This window comes from Flagellimonas sp. B-3 (genome assembly GCF_056857835.1).
Map to the genome: position 1 here is coordinate 146893 of NZ_JBSXNW010000019.1, position 18843 is coordinate 165735.

22 protein-coding genes are annotated in these 18843 nt (G+C 35.5%); 18 read left to right on the plus strand and 4 right to left on the minus strand.

The window, feature by feature from the left end; translation table 11 throughout:
* Window position 1: 1 nt before the first annotated feature.
* The 18 genes from AC13CS_RS08010 (at window position 2) to AC13CS_RS08095 (ending at window position 14832) form a co-directional block, all read left to right on the plus strand.
* Window positions 2-556, plus strand: a complete 555-nt coding sequence (locus AC13CS_RS08010; RefSeq protein ID WP_127137402.1) for a DUF3347 domain-containing protein — start codon at window positions 2-4, stop codon at window positions 554-556.
* A 553-nt stretch (window positions 557-1109) separates the two neighbouring features.
* A complete protein-coding gene (locus AC13CS_RS08015) occupies window positions 1110-1667 on the plus strand; it encodes a potassium channel family protein (protein ID WP_220114876.1) in 558 nt (185 codons plus the stop codon).
* Window positions 1668-1687: 20 nt separating this feature from the next.
* Entirely contained in the window at window positions 1688-2170 is a 483-nt protein-coding gene (locus tag AC13CS_RS08020) for a YybH family protein (protein ID WP_127137400.1), read from the plus strand.
* Window positions 2171-2176: 6 nt separating this feature from the next.
* A complete protein-coding gene (locus AC13CS_RS08025) occupies window positions 2177-2761 on the plus strand; it encodes a DUF2911 domain-containing protein (protein ID WP_127137399.1) in 585 nt (194 codons plus the stop codon).
* A gap of 1 nt (window position 2762) precedes the next feature.
* On the plus strand, window positions 2763-3473 hold the full coding sequence (locus AC13CS_RS08030; RefSeq protein WP_127137398.1) for a PepSY domain-containing protein: 711 nt from the start codon (window positions 2763-2765) through the stop codon (window positions 3471-3473).
* A 5-nt stretch (window positions 3474-3478) separates the two neighbouring features.
* Window positions 3479-5281, plus strand: a complete 1803-nt coding sequence (locus tag AC13CS_RS08035) for an efflux RND transporter periplasmic adaptor subunit (RefSeq protein ID WP_220114875.1) — start codon at window positions 3479-3481, stop codon at window positions 5279-5281.
* 243 nt (window positions 5282-5524) lie between these two features.
* A complete protein-coding gene (locus AC13CS_RS08040) occupies window positions 5525-6091 on the plus strand; it encodes a helix-turn-helix domain-containing protein (RefSeq protein WP_127137396.1) in 567 nt (188 codons plus the stop codon).
* An 82-nt stretch (window positions 6092-6173) separates the two neighbouring features.
* Window positions 6174-6821, plus strand: coding sequence for a class I SAM-dependent methyltransferase (locus AC13CS_RS08045; protein WP_008992797.1), 648 nt, complete (start codon window positions 6174-6176; stop codon window positions 6819-6821).
* Window positions 6822-6963: 142 nt separating this feature from the next.
* Window positions 6964-7338 carry an ArsR/SmtB family transcription factor gene (locus AC13CS_RS08050; protein WP_008992796.1) on the plus strand — a complete coding sequence of 125 codons (375 nt, stop codon included), beginning with the start codon at window positions 6964-6966 and terminating at the stop codon, window positions 7336-7338.
* A complete protein-coding gene (gene merTP, locus AC13CS_RS08055) occupies window positions 7335-7949 on the plus strand; it encodes a mercuric transport protein MerTP (protein WP_293164599.1) in 615 nt (204 codons plus the stop codon). The genes AC13CS_RS08050 and merTP (AC13CS_RS08055) overlap by 4 nt, the downstream gene beginning before the upstream one ends.
* A 17-nt stretch (window positions 7950-7966) precedes the next feature.
* Window positions 7967-8308 (plus strand): heavy-metal-associated domain-containing protein, encoded by a 342-nt coding sequence (locus AC13CS_RS08060; protein WP_099543538.1) that lies wholly within the window; start codon window positions 7967-7969, stop codon window positions 8306-8308.
* A gap of 29 nt (window positions 8309-8337) precedes the next feature.
* The gene (gene merA, locus AC13CS_RS08065; protein ID WP_205780334.1) at window positions 8338-10044 is read left to right on the plus strand and encodes a mercury(II) reductase; all 1707 of its coding nucleotides are present in this window, start codon (window positions 8338-8340) and stop codon (window positions 10042-10044) included.
* A 9-nt stretch (window positions 10045-10053) separates the two neighbouring features.
* Complete coding sequence (locus AC13CS_RS08070; protein ID WP_127137394.1) at window positions 10054-10440, plus strand: metal-sensing transcriptional repressor; 387 nt, start codon at window positions 10054-10056, stop codon at window positions 10438-10440.
* 69 nt (window positions 10441-10509) lie between these two features.
* Window positions 10510-10779 (plus strand): thioredoxin family protein, encoded by a 270-nt coding sequence (locus AC13CS_RS08075; RefSeq protein WP_127137393.1) that lies wholly within the window; start codon window positions 10510-10512, stop codon window positions 10777-10779.
* Between the two features lie 2 nt (window positions 10780-10781).
* The gene (gene merTP / locus AC13CS_RS08080; protein WP_127137392.1) at window positions 10782-11396 is read left to right on the plus strand and encodes a mercuric transport protein MerTP; all 615 of its coding nucleotides are present in this window, start codon (window positions 10782-10784) and stop codon (window positions 11394-11396) included.
* A gap of 158 nt (window positions 11397-11554) precedes the next feature.
* Complete coding sequence (locus tag AC13CS_RS08085) at window positions 11555-13813, plus strand: heavy metal translocating P-type ATPase (protein WP_127137391.1); 2259 nt, start codon at window positions 11555-11557, stop codon at window positions 13811-13813.
* Window positions 13814-13833: 20 nt separating this feature from the next.
* Window positions 13834-14046 (plus strand): heavy-metal-associated domain-containing protein, encoded by a 213-nt coding sequence (locus tag AC13CS_RS08090; protein ID WP_008616468.1) that lies wholly within the window; start codon window positions 13834-13836, stop codon window positions 14044-14046.
* A 12-nt stretch (window positions 14047-14058) separates the two neighbouring features.
* The gene (locus AC13CS_RS08095; RefSeq protein WP_110473885.1) at window positions 14059-14832 is read left to right on the plus strand and encodes a M90 family metallopeptidase; all 774 of its coding nucleotides are present in this window, start codon (window positions 14059-14061) and stop codon (window positions 14830-14832) included.
* A gap of 117 nt (window positions 14833-14949) precedes the next feature.
* Here the strand turns inward: AC13CS_RS08095 and AC13CS_RS08100 are convergent, their stop codons facing one another.
* From AC13CS_RS08100 to AC13CS_RS08115, 4 genes are all read right to left on the minus strand, one after another.
* A complete protein-coding gene (locus AC13CS_RS08100) occupies window positions 14950-15522 on the minus strand; it encodes a hypothetical protein (protein ID WP_293164556.1) in 573 nt (190 codons plus the stop codon).
* A 210-nt stretch (window positions 15523-15732) separates the two neighbouring features.
* The gene (locus AC13CS_RS08105) at window positions 15733-16638 is read right to left on the minus strand and encodes a hypothetical protein (RefSeq protein WP_240462943.1); all 906 of its coding nucleotides are present in this window, start codon (window positions 16636-16638) and stop codon (window positions 15733-15735) included.
* Window positions 16639-16729: 91 nt separating this feature from the next.
* Complete coding sequence (locus AC13CS_RS08110; protein WP_013072776.1) at window positions 16730-17944, minus strand: site-specific integrase; 1215 nt, start codon at window positions 17942-17944, stop codon at window positions 16730-16732.
* 168 nt (window positions 17945-18112) lie between these two features.
* Complete coding sequence (locus AC13CS_RS08115) at window positions 18113-18787, minus strand: hypothetical protein (protein ID WP_293164538.1); 675 nt, start codon at window positions 18785-18787, stop codon at window positions 18113-18115.
* Window positions 18788-18843: the final 56 nt, after the last annotated feature.

The window sequence follows — 18843 nt, forward strand, 5'->3', positions numbered from 1 at the left end:
AATGAAAAATTTAAAAATGAGTATCGCAACAATGCTATTGTTAGCAGTTTCTTTTACCAATGCACAGGAAAAGGAAAAAATGAAAATGGACCATAGTAAAATGGACCATAGTAAAATGATGAATATGAATAGTGATACAAAGGCTGAAGCAATATTAAATGATTACTTCAACCTAAAGGATGCCTTGGTTGCAGATGATACCAAAAAGGCAGCCCAAGAAGGCTCTAAATTGGCCGCTTCACTAAAAGCCTTTGATGCTTCAAAGTATACGGCAGAAGAACAAAAAGAATTAGCTGACATAATTGAAGATGCCACAGAGCACGCCGAACATATTGCAAAAAGTGATATGGGCCATCAAAGAGAGCATTTTAAAACCTTAAGTAAGGATATGTCAGATTTGATAGCAATTACAGGTACAAAAAACACGCTGTACGAGCAGTTTTGCCCAATGTATGATGGTGGTAGCTCTTGGTTGAGTAGCAGTGACCAAGTGAGAAACCCATATTATGGCAGTAAGATGCTTAAATGTGGTAAAGTAAAAAAGACTATTAATTAGATAATCCCCTTCCTTAAGTTTTGGAATCTTTCTGGTTTATTAGTTAACAGAACGGTTCCAGTCTTAAGGAAATATTAATAGTCATTAAGTCCTGTCACGGGAAGGAAAAAAATGTTGATGGTTAGTGTTAACTCCTTCCCTTGTCAGGCACAACAAATTTTAAAAAGCAAGATTTGATATAATTAATAGCAGCCTGAAGAAGGAAGGGAACTAAATTCTCCCTAATAATTGATTAACAGCACTTCTCTTCCTTAGTCAGGTAAAAATGGAAAATGAAAAAGAGAGGCTAATAAAAAAGTGCTTGATTATGGGAGGGAGGCCAATTTTTTGATTGATGGATAGAGTCTAACTCTCATTGTCAAGTGCTATTTAAAGAAGAAATAAAAATTTAATTTAAAAAAACGATGAAAGATTGTTGCAAAGATGGTTGCAAACAAACAACTGAAAAATCGGTTGCTAATAAATGGATTAATTATATAGTCTATACAATACTTATTATAATAGTTAGTGGTGCATTGGCACTTCAATTATTTAGTTAAGCAAATAAATAAAAATGGCTGAAGAAAACATAATAGAAATATCTGAAAGTACAGGGTTTTACAAACAACTATTTAAAAAGGTATTGTTTACTGCAAGTGTAATCACTGCACTATCATTAAGTTATACTTTATGGGCAGATTTAGATTCTGATAACCAGTTTCTTGCGCTTATAATTGTTGGTATGGCTTTGGTGAAAACGGTTTTTATTGTCAGGCTCACTTTTATACAGCTAAGTAAAATAATAGGCGAAAGTCATCAACTTACACACGTTCTAACATTATTTGCTGTGTTAATTATTTTGATTGTTCTTTCGTTTTCAGCAGACTACCAAGCATTATATATTTTAAGTTCGGAAAATTTTAAATCAACTACATCACTCAACAGATCATTTATACCTCAATTTTTCGAGTTTATATATTTCAGCTTAATTACTTTTTCATCGGTTGGGTTTGGTGATGTAGTACCATTAACTATTTCGGGAAAACTTTTAGTGATGATGGAAGTTTTTTTAAGCTTTTTGGTACTCGTATTTGGTATAGCCAACATAAATAGAATACACGTCAATAAATAAAACATTATAAAACCAAAATTATGAAAACACTAAAACTAACAACAATCCTAATGCTAATTATGTTTGCCACAGGCCAACTGTTTAGCCAAAACGCAGATTCAGGAACAGAGAAAGAAGCTGTTCTAAAAGTAATGAAATCATACAAAGATGCCCTGCAAAACCTAACGACAGAAGGTACGTTCGAGTTATTTGCCAAGGATTCCGAAGTATTTGAATCAGGTGGTATAGAGGGTACCTATGCAAACTACATAGAACATCATTTAGGACCAGAATTAGGGCATTTTAAGAAATTTGAATTTTCAGATTATGAAATTGATGCGGAAGTAGATTTGCCTTATGCATTTACTACTGAAACCTACATCTACACTATCGTGCTCAATCCAGATGAAAAAGGCGAAAGTAGAACGATAAAGAAAAAAGGAGTGGCAACGTCAATCTTAAAAAAGATGGATGGTAAATGGAAGATTATTAAAACACATTCTTCGTCAAGAAATACAAAGTAAAATCTTATGAAAAAAAATATCCACCTTTCTGTATTACTAATCGTTTTGCTAATCGTCTCTTGCAAACAAGATGTGAAAAAGGTAGTTGTTGAGGAAAAAGCCACAGAAACTTCTGCAGAACCAGATAAAAAGAAACCTTTGAGCCCACATACATCAACGATGGCAATGATAGGCGATGCCCATATTCATATCGATTATTCGTCGCCAGGCGTAAGAAATAGAATCATTTTTGGTGGGTTGTTGGCTTATGACCAGTTGTGGCAAGCGGGTGCACATATGGCTACCTGGATAGAAACTAATAAGGATTTAATTATTGATGGTAAAATGTTACCTGCCGGTAAATATGGGTTTTTTACTATTCCATCAAAAGAAGAATGGACCATAATTTTTAATTCAAATTGGGACCAACATGGCAAGGACGAGTATGAGGAGAAGGATGATGTCTTGCGCTTCAAAGTTAAACCCATCATTTCAGATGAAGTTACCGAACACTTGGAATATCAAGTGAACAAGATTAATGACAATGAAGGTGCAATTTCATTGAGTTGGGAGAAGGTCTCTATAAAATTCAACTTTAAGGTAAATCAGTAATATGGTAAATAGACATACAGCATTAAAAATAAGAAGAGTTCATCGCTATTTAGGTATTTTCTTAGGTATTCAGTTCTTGATATGGACGATTAGCGGGATGTACTTCAGTTGGACAAACATTGATGACATTCACGGCGACCAATTCCGTAATATGGAATATGCGCCAAAAACCTTTGACAACCTTATTAGTCCTTCACTTATTAAAGGTAATGAAGGCATTCGTGATATAGAAATCAGGGATATCAATAACGAACCGTACTATTGGATTAACAATCAGCAATTGTATAATGCGAGAACTGGCGAAGCGAAAAAGACTATTTCTCAAGATGAAGCCTTGTACATTGCTAAAAACCAGATGATGGAGAATTTAAAAGTGGCCAATATCCAACGGATAAGTGAAGTGGGTGACCATCACGAATATCGTGAAAAATTGTTGCCAGCCTATGTTATCTCTTATGATACGGATGAAGCGTTGAAAGCCTACGTTTCAATAACAGATGCAAAATTCCAAACGGTGAGGCACAGGGCGTGGCGCTGGTTTGACTTTTTATGGATGACACATACAATGGATTATGAAGGCAGGGACAACTTTAACACCATTGTTTTAAGAGCATTTTCACTTTTGGGCTTAATTACTGTTTTGAGTGGATTTTTGCTCTGGTATACGTCATCACCGACCATTAGAAAAATTAGTAAAAAAAATAAAAAATAAATATTATGAATAAAAACATCATTTACATAGGTGTTGCGTTGATTGTTGGCCTATTGGGTGGCTTTCTAATTTTTGGTGGAGATTCTGCTGATAGTGCAACAAATGAGGTTACGGAGAATCACAATCATTCAGAAGAAATTGCTTCTAATCAAATGTGGACTTGCTCTATGCATCCACAGATTATGCAACCAGAACCTGGTGACTGCCCAATTTGTGGAATGGATTTAATACCTGCTGAAGCAGGAGCAGATGGTCTTATGGCAGATCAGTTTAAAATGACAGATAATGCAATGGCATTGGCCAACATTCAAACATCCATTGTTGGTGAGGGTGAAATCGGGAATAATTTTCTAAAGTTATCTGGAAAGATAAAAGCCAATGAAGAATCCAATGCTGTACAAGTAACCTATTTTGGTGGTAGAATAGAACAATTATATGTTAATTCTACTGGAGAACGTGTTGGTGCAGGTCAACGCTTGGCCACCATATATTCACCAGATTTAGTTGCAGCTCAGCAAGAGTTACTTACAGCCTCATCTATAAAAGAATCGCAACCAGAATTGTATAAGGCTGTAAAAAACAAGCTTAAATTATGGAAACTTTCAGAAAAGCAAATTAATGCCATAGAAGCTGCTGGAAAAGTGCAAGAATATTTTCCGGTTTTTGCTACAGTTTCAGGAACAGTGACCCATAAAATGGTAGAAGAAGGTGACTATGTAAAACAAGGACAGCCCTTATATAAAATAGCCAACCTCAATACGGTTTGGGCAGAATTTGATGCCTATGAGAATCAGATTGCTTCCTTGAAAGTTGGTCAAACCATTAAAGTGACTACCAATGCGTATCGCAATGAAGTATTTGATGCAAAAGTTTCATTTATTGACCCTTTATTAAATTCTTCTACACGTACCGTCGTAGTTAGAGCAGTACTTAATAATAAGAACGACCTATTTAAACCAGGTATGTTTGTCGAAGGTAAAATTGAAGGTGCTCAAGAAAGCACTTCAAGTAAAATAACAGTTCCTGCTACAGCTGTGATGTGGACTGGTGAACGTTCTGTAGTTTATATTAAAACTAATCCTAACGAAGCTGTTTTTGAAATGAGAGAGGTCTTACTCGGTAATGCCAATGGAGACACCTATACCATAATTGAAGGTCTTCAAAATGGTGATGAAGTGGTAACTAATGGCACGTTTACAGTAGATGCTGCTGCACAATTACAAGGCAAAAAATCTATGATGAACACTGCTGGTGGCAAAACAATGACCGGTCACGAAGGGCATTTAGGTATGCAAGGAAACAATTCTGATGATAGTAAGGGGAATACTGACCATTCAGAAATGAAAGAAAGGATAGCTGTTTCAAACAAATTTCAAGGCCAGTTAAAACAGGTGTTTGAGGATTATATTCTTTTGAAAGATGCTTTGGTTAATGATGATGCCAAAAATGCACAACAAGCAGGAATGCAAATAATACAATCCCTGAAAAATGTAGATATGAAGTTGTTGTCTGATGAAAAAGCACATAACCATTGGATGACCATTCAGAAGGAATTAAATACTTCGGCAAATGCTATTTCAAGTAATACGGATATTTCAAAACAAAGAGGGCATTTTAAGCATTTGTCTGCGCATATGATAAGTAGTGTACAGCTCTTTGGGGTCAATGAAAATGTTTATATCCAGTTTTGTCCAATGGCAGACAATAATAAGGGAGCGTACTGGATAAGTTTAGAGGAAGAAGTCCGTAACCCATATTATGGCGAAGCAATGTTAACCTGTGGTGAGGTTAGAGATACGTTAAAATAATCAGGGTTAGAGTTAATTGGTAAAAGCGGATTCTTCAGCCTTTAATATTTTAAAGAGGAGAAAGATGATGAGTGAAAGTAGAAGAAATAGAAGAAAAAACAAGAAAAATACATATAAACAGAAAAATCCGATTACAAAAAAAGATAAGGTTATCGGAATTTCAGCGATGATAGGATTATTTATTGCTGCTGTAATACTAATCATATATCTAAATTTAGATTTTATTAGGCATTTGTTCAACCTATGAATAATACCATCCACATAAAAAATATGGTCTGTCCGAGATGTATATCGGCAGTTTCCCAAATTTTGGTAGGATTGAACATTGATTACAAAGCTGTCAAGTTAGGAGAAGTAGAATTGGTTTCGATGCTCAATGAATTCGAAAAAAAATCTTTGCAAAAAAAGCTACAAAATGCAGGATTTAGTTTGATTGACGACCGTAAAAGTCTGCTTATCGAGCAAATGAAAAATTTGGTAATTGAGAAAATACATTATTCCAATGAAAAGACCGAATTAAAATGGGCAGATATTGTTACTGGCGAACTTAACTTGGATTATAAATATTTAAGTTCCCTATTCTCGTCGGTAGAAAGCATCACGTTCGAGCAATACATCATCAACCAAAAAATTGAACGTGTAAAAGAACTTATTGTCTATGATGAATTAACCTTGAGTGAGATAGCTTTTCAATTACATTATAGTAGCGTTGCGTACTTAAGCAATCAATTCAAAAAAGTAACTGGAATGACACCTACGCAGTTCAAGAAATCTGTAGACAAAAACCGAAAATCCTTGGATGAGATTTAAGGTGTGTTTACCACTATTAAAGGGATATTTAAATCAATAGATGATATATTGATTTACCAATGAACCGAATTTAGATATCAAAATGAAATTAGACAGAAAGAAACATTGGGAAACAGTTCACGAAACTAAAAATCCAGACCAGGTAAGTTGGACGCAAGAAATACCAAAAACTTCACTGAAGTTTATACGTTCGTTCAAACTAAATAAAAAGGCAAAAATTATAGACATTGGTGGTGGCGACAGTAAACTTGTTGACTATTTACTTAAGGAAGGGTATAATAACATTACTGTACTTGATATTTCAGAAAAAGCAATTGCGAAAGCTAAAAAAAGACTGGGAGAAAAGGCAAGTAAAGTAAATTGGATTGTAAGCGACATTACCGAATTTGAACCAGATACATCTTTCGATGTTTGGCACGACAGAGCAACTTTTCATTTTCTTACAACAGATGACCAGATTAAAAAATATACTAACATAGCGACAATATTTGTAAGAGGTTATTTAATAATAGGAACCTTTTCACAAAACGGACCAAAAAAATGTAGCGGACTTGAAATAAAACAATACAATGAAGAGGAATTAACATCGGAATTAAAAAAAGGATTTGACAAAATTCGCTGTGTATCAGAGGACCACACAACACCATTCAACACCATACAGAATTTTCTGTTTTGTAGTTTTAAAAGACAATTAACTGTAAAGCCAGCAATACCTTCACCTACAAGCTAAAAGAACAGATGTACAATTCGGTAGTTTTAGTTTTTGCAAAACACAAATCAAAACAAAAGGAACATAATGATCAAAATTTACATATCATTCTTTTTTGTATTTAAGTATTTGCTTAAATAAGAAATAATTGTAACTTTGCCTTATGAAAAATAATTCTTGCATAAGACAACAGGCAGATATTGAACAGATAAACCGTTGTAAAAAGACAGTTTCAGAATTAAATGAATCGTTTGACTATTTGGCAAATGGACTTTCTTTAGTCGGAAATAATGTTCGGCTAAAAATTCTTTACCTACTCTTTGAGGAGAAACGACTTTGCGTTTGCGACTTAAGTGATATTCTCGAAATGAATATTTCTGCTATCTCTCAACATTTGAGAAAAATGAAGGACAGAAATTTATTGGAAACCGAAAGAGATGCTCAAACGATTTTTTACTCACTAACCCCTGAATATTCAACATTATTAAATCCGTTTTTTGAAATACTCGATAAAAACAAAGTTTTAGAAACAATATGAAACGTGAGAACAAATTAATTGGTGCAGGTTTACTTGCTGCTATTACAGCTTCATTATGTTGTATTACACCCGTTTTGGCTTTAATCGCTGGAACAAGTGGAATTGCCTCAACATTTTCTTGGCTTGAGCCTTTTAGACCTTATCTAATCGGGCTAACAATTTTAGTGCTCGGCTTTGCTTGGTATCAAAAACTAAAACCTCAAAAAGAAATCGATTGTGAATGCGATACGGACGACCTGCCTGCCGGTAAGGAAGGAAAATCAAAATTTATACAGTCAAAAACCTTTTTGGGAATAGTAACAGCATTTGCAATTATAATGCTGGCATTTCCATATTATTCATCCATTTTTTATCCGGATAATAAAAAAGAAGTGGTCATTGTAAACCAATCAAATATTCAAACTGTAAACTTTAATGTTCAAGGAATGACTTGTGCTGGCTGTGAAGAAAGCATAAAACACGCTGTAAATGAATTGGACGGTATTATAAATGTAACCCCTTCGTATGAAAAGGGAAATGCCATCGTAGAGTTTGATAAGTCTAAAACCTCTAAAGTAGCTATTGAAAAGGCAATTAATTCAACAGGATACAAAGTTATAAAAGATAAATAAACGCAAAATTACCCATTATGAAAAAACTATCAATAGTGCCTATTTTGGCTTTAATGCTGTTTTCTTTTCAGGCCAAATCACAAAGCAAGGAGGTTACAAATCAAGTTGTGGAAGTAGCTTCAAAGAAACACAATGCAACCACGGTGAAATTTAAAATTACAGGCATTACTTGTGCTGGTTGTTCCAATGCTATTTATAATGCATTAAAGGAAGTAGATGGTGTTTTGGAACATTCGGTTGAATACCCTGGAGATATTGCTGTTATTGAGTTTGATGGTTCAAAAACAAGTATCAAAGCCCTAAAACTTATCATAGAAAAGAAAGGGTTTAAGGCCGAAGTAATTAAAGGGAAGGTCTAATTTTTAATAAGTAAACAGTACCGATTTCAATGAAAAATACAGCTAAAATGAAAATCAAAATGCCTCAAAATAGAGAAACCATTACATTGGAAATTGAGGGTATGACCTGTGAAGGTTGTGCAACACATATCGAAAAGGATATGAACGCAACTGAAGGAGTTTTAAGTTCCACAGTTAACCACGAAACCGGAAAAGGCGAATTTAATTTTGATGCTGATAAGATGAGTAAGGCAAATGTAATAGATGCTATAAACAGCGTTGGTGATTATTCGGTTGTAAATAATGTCGACGAGGAAGAGGTTTCCGCTGTAAATTCCAAAGGCCAAAATCAATTCGATTTAATAATTATTGGTGGTGGTTCAGCTGCATTTTCAGCAGCCATTAAAGCTGAAGGTTTAGGGCTCACAACACTTATGGTAAATGCAGGATTAGATTTTGGTGGCACTTGCGTAAATGTGGGTTGTGTACCGTCTAAAAACCTTATTCGGGCTGCCGAAACGGTACGTCTCGCTACGCATTCCAATTTTAAGGGTATAAAACCTAAAGGAGCAGACATTGATTTTACACAAACCATAAAAGATAAAAAAGCATTGGTTGCTTCACTTCAGCAACAAAAATATATGGATGTGGTAAGTGATTTTGAAAACCTGATAATGCGTACAGGTTGGGCTGAACTTGTTGATAATAAAACAATCCTTGTGGATGGAAAAGACACCTACACAGCAACCAACATTCTAATGGCAACAGGAGCAACTACCAATATTCCAAATATTGAAGGACTGAATGAGGTTGGTTATTTAACCAATGTGACCTTGTTCGATTTAGAGGAAAAACCTGAAAGTTTGACCATTATGGGAGCTGGTTATATTGGTTTGGAAATTGCGATGGCTTACAACAGATTGGGTGTAAAAGTACGTATCATTGAATTTACCGACAGGCCATTACGCAGTCAAACAAAAGATATTACAGATGTTTTGGTAGAACAAATGAAAAGTGAAGGGATTGAAATCCTTCCAAACTTTAGAGCGTTTAAATTTGAAAAGAAAGGTAACGATACAATTATTCATTGTAATTGTCCTGATGGTTCCACAACTCAAATTGTTGAAAAAGGACATATTGTGGTGGCTACAGGGACGAAGCCTAACACCTCTAAATTAGGGCTTGAGAATATCGGCCTAAAGTTAACAGTAAGCGGCCATATTATTGTAAATGAAAAAATGGAAACCAATATTTCCAATATTTATGCAGCAGGAGATGTCACCATTACACCGGCATTTGTTTATACAGCAGCAACCGAAGGTAGTACAGCAGTGCACAATGCGTTTTCATCAACAAAAACAAGTATTGATTATTCATCATTACCTTGGGTAGTATTTACAGACCCTCAAATCGCAGGAGCAGGTATAGATGAAATTGAAGCAGAAAAAAAGGAAATTCCTTTTGAAGTCAGTAAACTTGATTTAATTCACGTTCCAAGAGCCTTGGCAGCTCAAGATACCAGAGGGTTCATAAAACTGATACGCAACACTGAAACCGATAAATTAATAGGCGCAAGAGTAGTTGCACCTGAAGGTGGTGAACTGATACAACAATTGAGTATGGCTATTAAATTTGGAATCACTGTAAAAGATTTAGCAGAAAGCTTTTATCCATATTTAACTTTAGGAGAATCTGTTAAACTGGCAGCGATTACCTTTGGGAAAGATGTTTCCAAATTAAGTTGCTGCGCGAGTTAAGTTTGAGTTATGAAAGGAGAACAGTACAAATTACCTACTGATTTAATCTTGGATATTAAATCCAGATTAAAAACTTTGAGTGGTCAATTAAACGGCATTGTTAAAATGCTTGATGAAGGAAAGGACCCCGAACAAATAAACATACAGTTCAAATCCATTGATAAGGGGATTCAAAAAGCACATTACTTACTGCTGGATGAAGTCTATCGAAAAGCACTTGCTATTGGAATTGTAAAGGCCGTGGACTCTTGCCCAGGCAATTGTGGCAATGAAGATAAAATTGAATATTTAAAAAGTGAATTCCCAAACTTAGAATTATCCGATTTAACTAACAAGTTAAAAGAAATTCAAGCCATTGAAACTCGATTAAAAAACTACAACGAAAAAAAAGGTTAAAAAAAGTTTGGTGACCCCCTACCTAACGTTCTCATCTTTGTTCCATTATTAATTTAAACATAACATAAGATGAAACGACAAATTGAGATTTTTACAGCAGGTTGCCCGGTATGCGAGCCTGTGGTACAATTAGTAAAGGAGACAGCAGGAAAGGACTGCGAAATCACACTTCATAATCTGTCCGAGCAATGCGAAAGTAAAATCTGTGTTTCAAAAATGAAGGAATATGGGGTTACAAGAGTTCCTGCCATTGCTGTTAACGGAAAACTTCTGAATTGCTGCACCAACATCGAAATCACAAAAGATGATTTGGTAAATGCTGGAATAGGAAACTGTTAGGTATGGCAATTAATAAATTGAACAAAAAGGCATCTATGGGGACTGCTGTATTTTCAGCAGTTTCCCTTAAACTATGCTGCTGGGGTCCTTTGCTACTTACAAGTGTAGCTGGTATTGGTGGAAGCTCGGTGTATTTTTCTTGGCTTATTGCCTTGAAACCTTATCTGTTGGTTATAGCATTTTTGTCATTGGGACTGGCCTTTTATCAGGTTTATAAAAAAAAGAAGGTGGACGATTGTGGTAACTGTGATATGGCTAAGCCATCATTTTTTAAGTCGAAATTCTATTTGTGGTTGGTTACAGTGTTTGTTGTTGTAATGACATTGGTTTCTTATTATCCACAAGTATTTCATTCAACGGAGAAAGTAGGAATTGTTGCAACAAACAATACCGATATTCAAACTGTAAAGTTGAATATTGAAGGGATGGTATGCTCTGGTTGTGAAGAAAATATCAACCATTCTGTAAATAAAATTGACGGGGTTACAAATGTATCTACGTCTTTTGAAGAAGGGACTTCAATTATTGAATTTGATACCACTAAAACGAATATCGATGAGATAAAAAAGGTCATCCAATCAAAAGGGTATTTGATTACAAATACTAAAGACCGATAGACACGTCCCCATTATGATTATAAGAGACATAAATTATTCCAATTGGGTAGTATGTAATAATTCGTGAAGAGTAAATTCTACAAATCATTCAGCATATAACGTAACACATTACAGTCTTTTAATCCTGAAATTTGTAACATACAAATAAGAACGGATTTATGGAGACAATCAACATATTTGAAACCAAAAAGAAGAATCATAAACAGGGTGTGAAAGAATCATTTCCAGTTACGGGAATGACCTGTGCCTCTTGTGCAGCGAGTGTTGAATCTGTATTAAAACACACAGAAGGTGTGTTTGATGCAAGTGTTAATTTTGCCAATAGTTCCGTTCTTGTGGAATATGACAAGGAGTTGAGTCCAAATCAACTTCAAAACGCGCTTCGTGAGGTCGGTTACGATATTATAATTGATGCCGAAGACCCTTCGGAAGTACAGCAAGAACTTCAGCAAAAGCATTATCAGGACATAAAAAACCGAACCATCTGGTCGGCGATACTTACGCTACCCATTTTTGTGTTGGGAATGTTCTATATGCAATGGGAACCAGGCAAATGGATTTCATTGGTATTGGCCTTTCCAATTCTTTTTTGGTTTGGGCGCAGTTTTTTCATCAATGCCTTCAAGCAGGCCAAACACGGTAAAGCAAATATGGATACCTTGGTGGCGTTGAGTACCGGAATCGCCTTCCTCTTTAGTGTATTCAATACCTTTTTTCCTGAATTTTGGTTAAGTCGTGGCATCGAGCCTCACGTATATTACGAAGCGGCTACCGTGATTATCACCTTTATTTCCTTGGGGAAACTATTGGAAGAAAAGGCAAAATCAAATACATCTTCAGCCATTAAAAAACTAATGGGGCTTCAGCCTAAAACCCTTAAAATTATTGAGAATGGGGAAGAGAGGGAAATCCCTATTTCATCCGTACAGGTTGGTCAGACCATTTTGGTGCGTCCCGGAGAAAAGATTCCCGTGGATGGCGAAGTTTCCAAGGGAAGCTCATATGTAGATGAAAGTATGATTACTGGAGAACCCGTTCCAGTTCAGAAATCCCAAGGGGAAAAGGTATTCGCTGGTACCGTTAATCAAAAAGGAAGTTTTCAATTTACCGCTGAAAAAGTAGGTGGAGAAACCCTGCTTTCCCAAATCATTAAAATGGTTCAGCAAGCGCAAGGGAGTAAGGCACCCGTTCAAAAACTGGTCGATAAGATTGCCGGTATTTTCGTTCCTGTGGTATTGGGTATTTCCATTGTAACCTTCATTGTCTGGATGTCTTTAGGAGGCGATAATGCCTTTTCACAAGCCTTATTGACCTCTGTAGCAGTATTGGTAATCGCCTGTCCTTGTGCTTTGGGATTGGCAACACCTACCGCCATTATGGTGGGAATTGGTAAAGGCGCAGAAAATAATATCCTTATAAAGGATGCCGAAAGTTTAGAACTCGGTCATAAAGTGAATGCTGTCATTCTTGATAAAACAGGTACAATTACAGAAGGAAAACCTTTAGTAACTGATATATTTTGGAAGGATAAACTCGAAGATATCAACGAATACAAAAAAGTTCTTCTAGCTATTGAAGCACAATCAGAACACCCTTTGGCGGAAGCTGTAGTCAATCACTTAAAAGATGAAAATATTGAAAAAGCTGAAATTGCTTCTTTTGAAAGTATTACAGGAAAAGGTGTGAAAGCTCAAACAGAAAATGGTTCACCATACTATGTTGGAAACCATAAACTAATGCTTGAGAAAAATATTCAAATCGATGCTTCCTTGATGCAAACAGCAGAAAGTCTCGAAGAGCAAGCGAAAACCGTCATTTTCTTTGGCAATGAAAAACAAGTGCTGGCGATACTCGCCATTGCAGACAAGATTAAGGAAACTTCAAAAATGGCCATAGCAACACTTCAAGAACGAGGCATTGAGGTCTATATGCTTACTGGAGATAACAATAAAACCGCATCTGCTGTCGCAAAACAAGTAGGAATAACAAATTACCAAGGAGAAGTGATGCCTTCGGACAAAGCGGCTTTTGTCGAAAAATTACAGGCGGACGGAAAGATAGTAGCAATGGTGGGCGATGGTATCAACGATTCGCACGCCCTGGCGCAAGCCAATGTGAGTATTGCTATGGGCAAAGGTTCGGATATCGCAATGGATGTAGCAAAAATGACCTTGATAACATCAGATTTACAATCTATCCCAAAAGCATTGGAACTATCAAAAAGAACCGTGTTGGGCATACGTCAGAACTTATTCTGGGCATTTATTTACAACATTATTGGCATTCCAATTGCAGCGGGAGTTCTTTATCCTGTAAATGGGTTTTTGTTGGATCCGATGATTGCAGGTGCAGCAATGGCATTCAGTAGTGTATCCGTAGTTGCAAATAGCTTAAGACTTAAACGAGTAAAACTTTAATAATAAATAAATTCAATACTATGAAAACTTTAAAATTTAAAACAAATATCAATTGTGGTGGGTGCGTATCAAAAGTCACCCCTTTTTTAAACAAACAAGAAGGTGTAGAAAGTTGGGAAGTAGATACCTCTAATCCTGATAAAATCCTAACCATTGAAAGCGATGGTGTAACCGAAGAAGATGTAAAGGCGACTTTGCAAAAAGTGGGATTTAAGGCCGAACCTGTAGATTAATACGTTTTTAATATGGCTTATATTTTTATTTCGGTTGTGATTGTTCTTTTTGCTGTTCATTTTTATAGAAAAGCAAAACGTCATAGTGTAAAGCCATTTCCAGAACATTGGCATAAATTATTGACGGATAATGTGCTGTTTTATAGAAATCTATCAAAAGACGCACAGCTAATTTTTCAGCAAAAAATGATGCTATTTTTAAGTGAGGTCTATATCGATGCTGTGCAGTTTGAACTGGAAGAGTTGGATAAGGTTTTAATTGCAGCAAGTGCCGTCATTCCAGTTTTTGGCTTCAAGGAATGGCACTACACAAATTTAAGTGGCATCCTTTTATATCCTGATAATTTTAATGAGGATATGCAATTTAGCAGTAAGGATAACTCACGGAATATTGGTGGAATAGTTGGAAATGGAAGGTTCGAGAAACAGATGATACTTTCCAAGAAAGCATTGTACCACGGCTTTAAAAATACAACCGATAAAAGCAATACTGGCATACACGAATTTGTGCACCTTATAGATAAGTTGGACGATAGAACAGACGGTGTGCCAGAGCGGCTAATGGAACATCAATATGCCATACCTTGGTTAAACTTAATCCATAAAGAAATGGAAGCGATTAACGATAACCATTCAGATATTCGTAAATATGGTGGAACAAATCAAGCTGAATTCTTTGCGGTTGCTTCAGAGTATTTTTTTGAACGAGCGGATTTACTAAAAAGAAAACATCCAGAACTTTATGGGATGTTGGTGGAATGTTTTAGGCAAGAACCGAGCACTTGAGAAAATGAATCAGGCAAACTATAGAGAGTTCAGTTTACACTCTCGTGTAACGTGCTCAAACGTTAGTTTACTATGATTTCCGCATATCCTGCAAGTTCCTTTACGTTTCAAATTATCCTATGAATCCAGTTTTTTGATTTTATCAGTTAGTTCTTCAGGTTGTAAAATTGGTATTGCTTCACGTTCTACACGCAATCCCAATCCTTTGGTCTGATTTATATGGTTAGTAGTAAATTGATTTATGTGAACGTAAATAATTCCAATATCATCACTCATTCGGGTTTGCCAGTCAAAACCATACAATTCTTTCAACCATTTAAAAGGTGTAGTTCTGAACATAACATTGGGGTTTTTGTAATGCCGGCCATCATCCAATAGTATGATTAGCAGATAAACCCTGTTGAATCCAATTTCGGTATATCCATTTGCCTGAATAGTTCCCTTTTTTTGAACGCTTGTAATCTTGTTTATTTTTGGTGGTTGATTTTCAAGCGATTCGATTTTTACTATTTTACATTCTATTCCAACCGCATTTTGTTCCTTTCCTTGTTCATACAGAAGAATGTCAATATCCCCTGGCATTTTGTTTGGGATTGTGATAGGTTCTTTAACGCCACATTGGTATTTCACCGAATTTGCGGATGGAAATACATTACTAAATAACATCTTTTTGAAATCTCGATTTTCCATAAGCCAATTAACGGCTTGGTCTTCGCTATCAAAAGTTCTGGTAACACTTACATCTGGCTTGGGATTGTTTACGAAAAATGAAATGGTCGAAGAACCATCAAGAGGTTGTCTATCCGAAAACACATATTCTGTCACCTCATATTCTGGTGGTGGTTCTTTTCGGAAGAATTGAACTATTCTATTTTTAATACCTGCCCATATTCTCATACGTTAAAATGGAAATATTTGGTTAGTAAATTGTTTGAATATGTCGCTGGCGATAGCTTTGTCAAAGGCTTTGGCTGCGACCAAATCGCCAAGTTTTGATTTTAATAACTGACCAAACGATTTTTTGCTAAGATGCGGAATGTCTTTGCGCAGCTCATCAAACTCATCGAAGATGATTTGCTGACCATATCCTGATCTTTTAACTTCGGCAAGTACCTCTTTGAGAAGTGTTTTTAATTCTTCATCAGAATCGCTAATTTTTGAGTAGTCGGGCACTTGGGATTTTCTGGCTTGTTCAATGGCATACTTTCCCTCAAGTTTTAGTTTGGCATTTACCTCACGACCATTCATAGTCTCAATAAGGCCTCGTTCTTCAAGCATTCTACCATAGTCCCAATCTTCGCTACGCCCACCTAACTTTAGGCCGTTACCTTCAAGAATCCACTTAATAGAATAGTATTTCCCATCATTATACAGTTCATATAGTTTAGAAAGTATAAGATCAAGAATGCCTTCGGTATCAAGGTTTTTACGCTCTTCTAAATCAATGTCATCAGCTCGCACAATAGCATCTGAAATGAATAATATTTTTAAATAGTAATCAAGCCCATTAATTTCATCTTTAATGGTTTGAATAGTGTTTTTGACTCTTTGGTCGATACCTAATTTCATTCCGAAATTATATCCTTGTTGAGCCTTAAACTCGTATGCAAAATTGGTGTGTTCAGGGTCAAAAGAAGCCTTTACATAACTGATTACATCGCTTTCCCACGATTGTTTTTCCTCTTTCAATTCATTTAATAAATCCTCAGTTCTTGCTGCTTTATATTTTTTAATAAGCGCATTTCCTTCGGACTGAAAATTTTCAAGACTACTTTTAAATTCAGTCCATTTAACCTTTAACACCATAAACATAAAATTATGTTGGTAAAGGTAAGGGAATGGCAATTGAATATGTTGAAATATGACTTTAAAATATTTGCAGATGGCTGATAATAGTTCAAAAATTTACCACACTATCCAAAGCATCATCTGCTTCTTTGTGAATAAAATTAGCTTGATAGTTCAATGTGGTTTTTAAATCGCTATGACGATACAATTTTTGCAGCATAAAGGGATGGATGGTATCACCAGCAATATTGCCAAAGGTATGCCTCGCAATATGCATTGTAATTTTCTTATCAATTTTCGCCTTTTTAGCTATAGATTTTAAGTTGTCATTAAATTTCTTGGTAGCTGTCTTTCTCTTGTTATAGACATCTTTTGCATCATCGAGATTCGCTTTTTTCAATTCGGGAAAAACAAAATCGGTTGCATATCTTTTGTCTTCTTTGTAATAATCTAAAATTTTGAAAACCTTATCTGGAATTTTTAATGATAGTAATTTTGAGTTTTTGTTCATTCTATAATGCAACCTTTTGTCGTATATGTCAGACCACTTTGTCCACAATACATCGGTAACTCGCATTCCGGCAAAATTAAAACTAAAGAGCCAGACATTTCGAGTGTGTATTTCACTCAAAGTTAAATTCTCAAGAGCTTCTATGGCTCTTACTTCAATAATATTCAACCCGACTTTGCTTGTTTCTGGAAACTTAATTTTAATCTTGTCACCACCAAAAGGATATAATTCCCTACTAACTATTTTGAGCTTAATAGCTCTGTTGAACAACAACCTAATGAGGACTAAGATGTTCATTACTGATGTTTCTGAAAGTTCGTGTTTGGCTTTCAAATATATCATCAGCTTTTTTAGGAAGCGTTCGTTAATTTCCTGAAAAGCCAACTGTTTTGATTTATTAAACTTTATGATATAGCTAACCAAAGCACTATCCGTAGATAAGCGGTTTAATTTTTCGGCGATTTCCAATTCGTCCAGATGCTCTTGTGCTAGTTCAAAAAAGGTAGCAGAGTTTCCCGAGGCATATATCTCTTTTTTGATTTGGTTGGCAGATGCATCTTTATGCTCGGATTGTAAGTCAATAAGTGCTTTATTGGCGTTCGAGAGTTCCTGTGATAGCAACTTGTTTAAACTATCAGCATTTGAATTAGACTTTCTTACTCGAATATTTTTTTCGTCCCAATCCTCTATGTCAATATAATGACCTATATATTGATATGTTGAACGACGATTTTTTGTAATTCGAACAGCTAATGGGTAAAGCCCTTTACTGTTTGGTTTTTTACGTAGAACTATCTTTGCGTTTGATGACATAATTGACCTGTTTTGAGTACGAAAGTCAAATCAGGTACAACATAGGTACAACATTCCATTTTGAATGTATTCCTTTACCTAAGTACACCATAAAGATACGAAATTATTGTTCTTTTCAGGTACAACATAGGTACAACAAATGTTGAAATCAATTGATATTAGATGATATTAAAGAAAATGTAGAATCGTATAATCAATTGAAAATGAATGACTTTGTTTCAATTTGGTGCAATATACGCTAGACTTAGTATCTTGCGAGTGCCTATTTTCAAAATTGATTAGGGAATCTTTACATTTCTTGATTAAATCATCGTCATTAAGGCTAATCGACAGTTTTAACGCTCGTGCCAGTTTCCGAAAGGTATTAACCTCATATTTATGAAAATCGCCATTGGCCTGATCAATTAAAGCTTTTGTATATATTCGGCAAATCTCATGTGGTGGATTTATTCCTGTAATTTTATTCTTGAAGTCCCAAACTAATCCGCTGTAGCGTGCTATTATTATTGGATTTACACATTCAGTAGCCCTTTTTTCCCAATAATCAATCATCTCTGGAGTGATTAGTTTGATTGATGGTGATTCTGTTGCTGTGCCATCTCCATTGTTCCAGACCATCATAGGCCCAAAATAAGTTCCCCATCCAGTCTTTTTATCTTGATAATCCTCAGCAAAATCAAAGGCCATTAACTCAGCCTTAAGTGTGTCATCAATTTGTGATTTATCTTCTGGGACAAGTTTTCTTAATGCGGAACTGATATCGTGTTCATCAAACCCTCTCCTAGAGTCTGTATCAAATTGTACTATGATTTGCTTTATTATCATCAGGTTCTTTTTTAGCATGAGGTACAACATTTTGGCTATGGCAGTGTCCCGTAGGGCATTGCGTTTAGGTGTTG

What these genes read in the sequence shown, in the direction of transcription:
- AC13CS_RS08010 (WP_127137402.1), top strand. Translation starts at nt 2, where the DNA reads ATGAAAAATTTAAAAATGAGTATCGCAACAATGCTATTGTTAGCAGTT.
- AC13CS_RS08015 (WP_220114876.1), top strand. Translation starts at nt 1,110, where the DNA reads ATGGCTGAAGAAAACATAATAGAAATATCTGAAAGTACAGGGTTTTAC.
- AC13CS_RS08020 (WP_127137400.1), top strand. Translation starts at nt 1,688, where the DNA reads ATGAAAACACTAAAACTAACAACAATCCTAATGCTAATTATGTTTGCC.
- AC13CS_RS08025 (WP_127137399.1), top strand. Translation starts at nt 2,177, where the DNA reads ATGAAAAAAAATATCCACCTTTCTGTATTACTAATCGTTTTGCTAATC.
- AC13CS_RS08030 (WP_127137398.1), top strand. Translation starts at nt 2,763, where the DNA reads ATGGTAAATAGACATACAGCATTAAAAATAAGAAGAGTTCATCGCTAT.
- AC13CS_RS08035 (WP_220114875.1), top strand. Translation starts at nt 3,479, where the DNA reads ATGAATAAAAACATCATTTACATAGGTGTTGCGTTGATTGTTGGCCTA.
- AC13CS_RS08040 (WP_127137396.1), top strand. Translation starts at nt 5,525, where the DNA reads ATGAATAATACCATCCACATAAAAAATATGGTCTGTCCGAGATGTATA.
- AC13CS_RS08045 (WP_008992797.1), top strand. Translation starts at nt 6,174, where the DNA reads ATGAAATTAGACAGAAAGAAACATTGGGAAACAGTTCACGAAACTAAA.
- AC13CS_RS08050 (WP_008992796.1), top strand. Translation starts at nt 6,964, where the DNA reads ATGAAAAATAATTCTTGCATAAGACAACAGGCAGATATTGAACAGATA.
- merTP (WP_293164599.1), top strand. Translation starts at nt 7,335, where the DNA reads ATGAAACGTGAGAACAAATTAATTGGTGCAGGTTTACTTGCTGCTATT.
- AC13CS_RS08060 (WP_099543538.1), top strand. Translation starts at nt 7,967, where the DNA reads ATGAAAAAACTATCAATAGTGCCTATTTTGGCTTTAATGCTGTTTTCT.
- merA (WP_205780334.1), top strand. Translation starts at nt 8,338, where the DNA reads ATGAAAAATACAGCTAAAATGAAAATCAAAATGCCTCAAAATAGAGAA.
- AC13CS_RS08070 (WP_127137394.1), top strand. Translation starts at nt 10,054, where the DNA reads ATGAAAGGAGAACAGTACAAATTACCTACTGATTTAATCTTGGATATT.
- AC13CS_RS08075 (WP_127137393.1), top strand. Translation starts at nt 10,510, where the DNA reads ATGAAACGACAAATTGAGATTTTTACAGCAGGTTGCCCGGTATGCGAG.
- merTP (WP_127137392.1), top strand. Translation starts at nt 10,782, where the DNA reads ATGGCAATTAATAAATTGAACAAAAAGGCATCTATGGGGACTGCTGTA.
- AC13CS_RS08085 (WP_127137391.1), top strand. Translation starts at nt 11,555, where the DNA reads ATGGAGACAATCAACATATTTGAAACCAAAAAGAAGAATCATAAACAG.
- AC13CS_RS08090 (WP_008616468.1), top strand. Translation starts at nt 13,834, where the DNA reads ATGAAAACTTTAAAATTTAAAACAAATATCAATTGTGGTGGGTGCGTA.
- AC13CS_RS08095 (WP_110473885.1), top strand. Translation starts at nt 14,059, where the DNA reads ATGGCTTATATTTTTATTTCGGTTGTGATTGTTCTTTTTGCTGTTCAT.
- AC13CS_RS08100 (WP_293164556.1), bottom strand. Translation starts at nt 15,522, where the DNA reads ATGGAAAATCGAGATTTCAAAAAGATGTTATTTAGTAATGTATTTCCA.
- AC13CS_RS08105 (WP_240462943.1), bottom strand. Translation starts at nt 16,638, where the DNA reads ATGGTGTTAAAGGTTAAATGGACTGAATTTAAAAGTAGTCTTGAAAAT.
- AC13CS_RS08110 (WP_013072776.1), bottom strand. Translation starts at nt 17,944, where the DNA reads ATGTCATCAAACGCAAAGATAGTTCTACGTAAAAAACCAAACAGTAAA.
- AC13CS_RS08115 (WP_293164538.1), bottom strand. Translation starts at nt 18,787, where the DNA reads ATGCTAAAAAAGAACCTGATGATAATAAAGCAAATCATAGTACAATTT.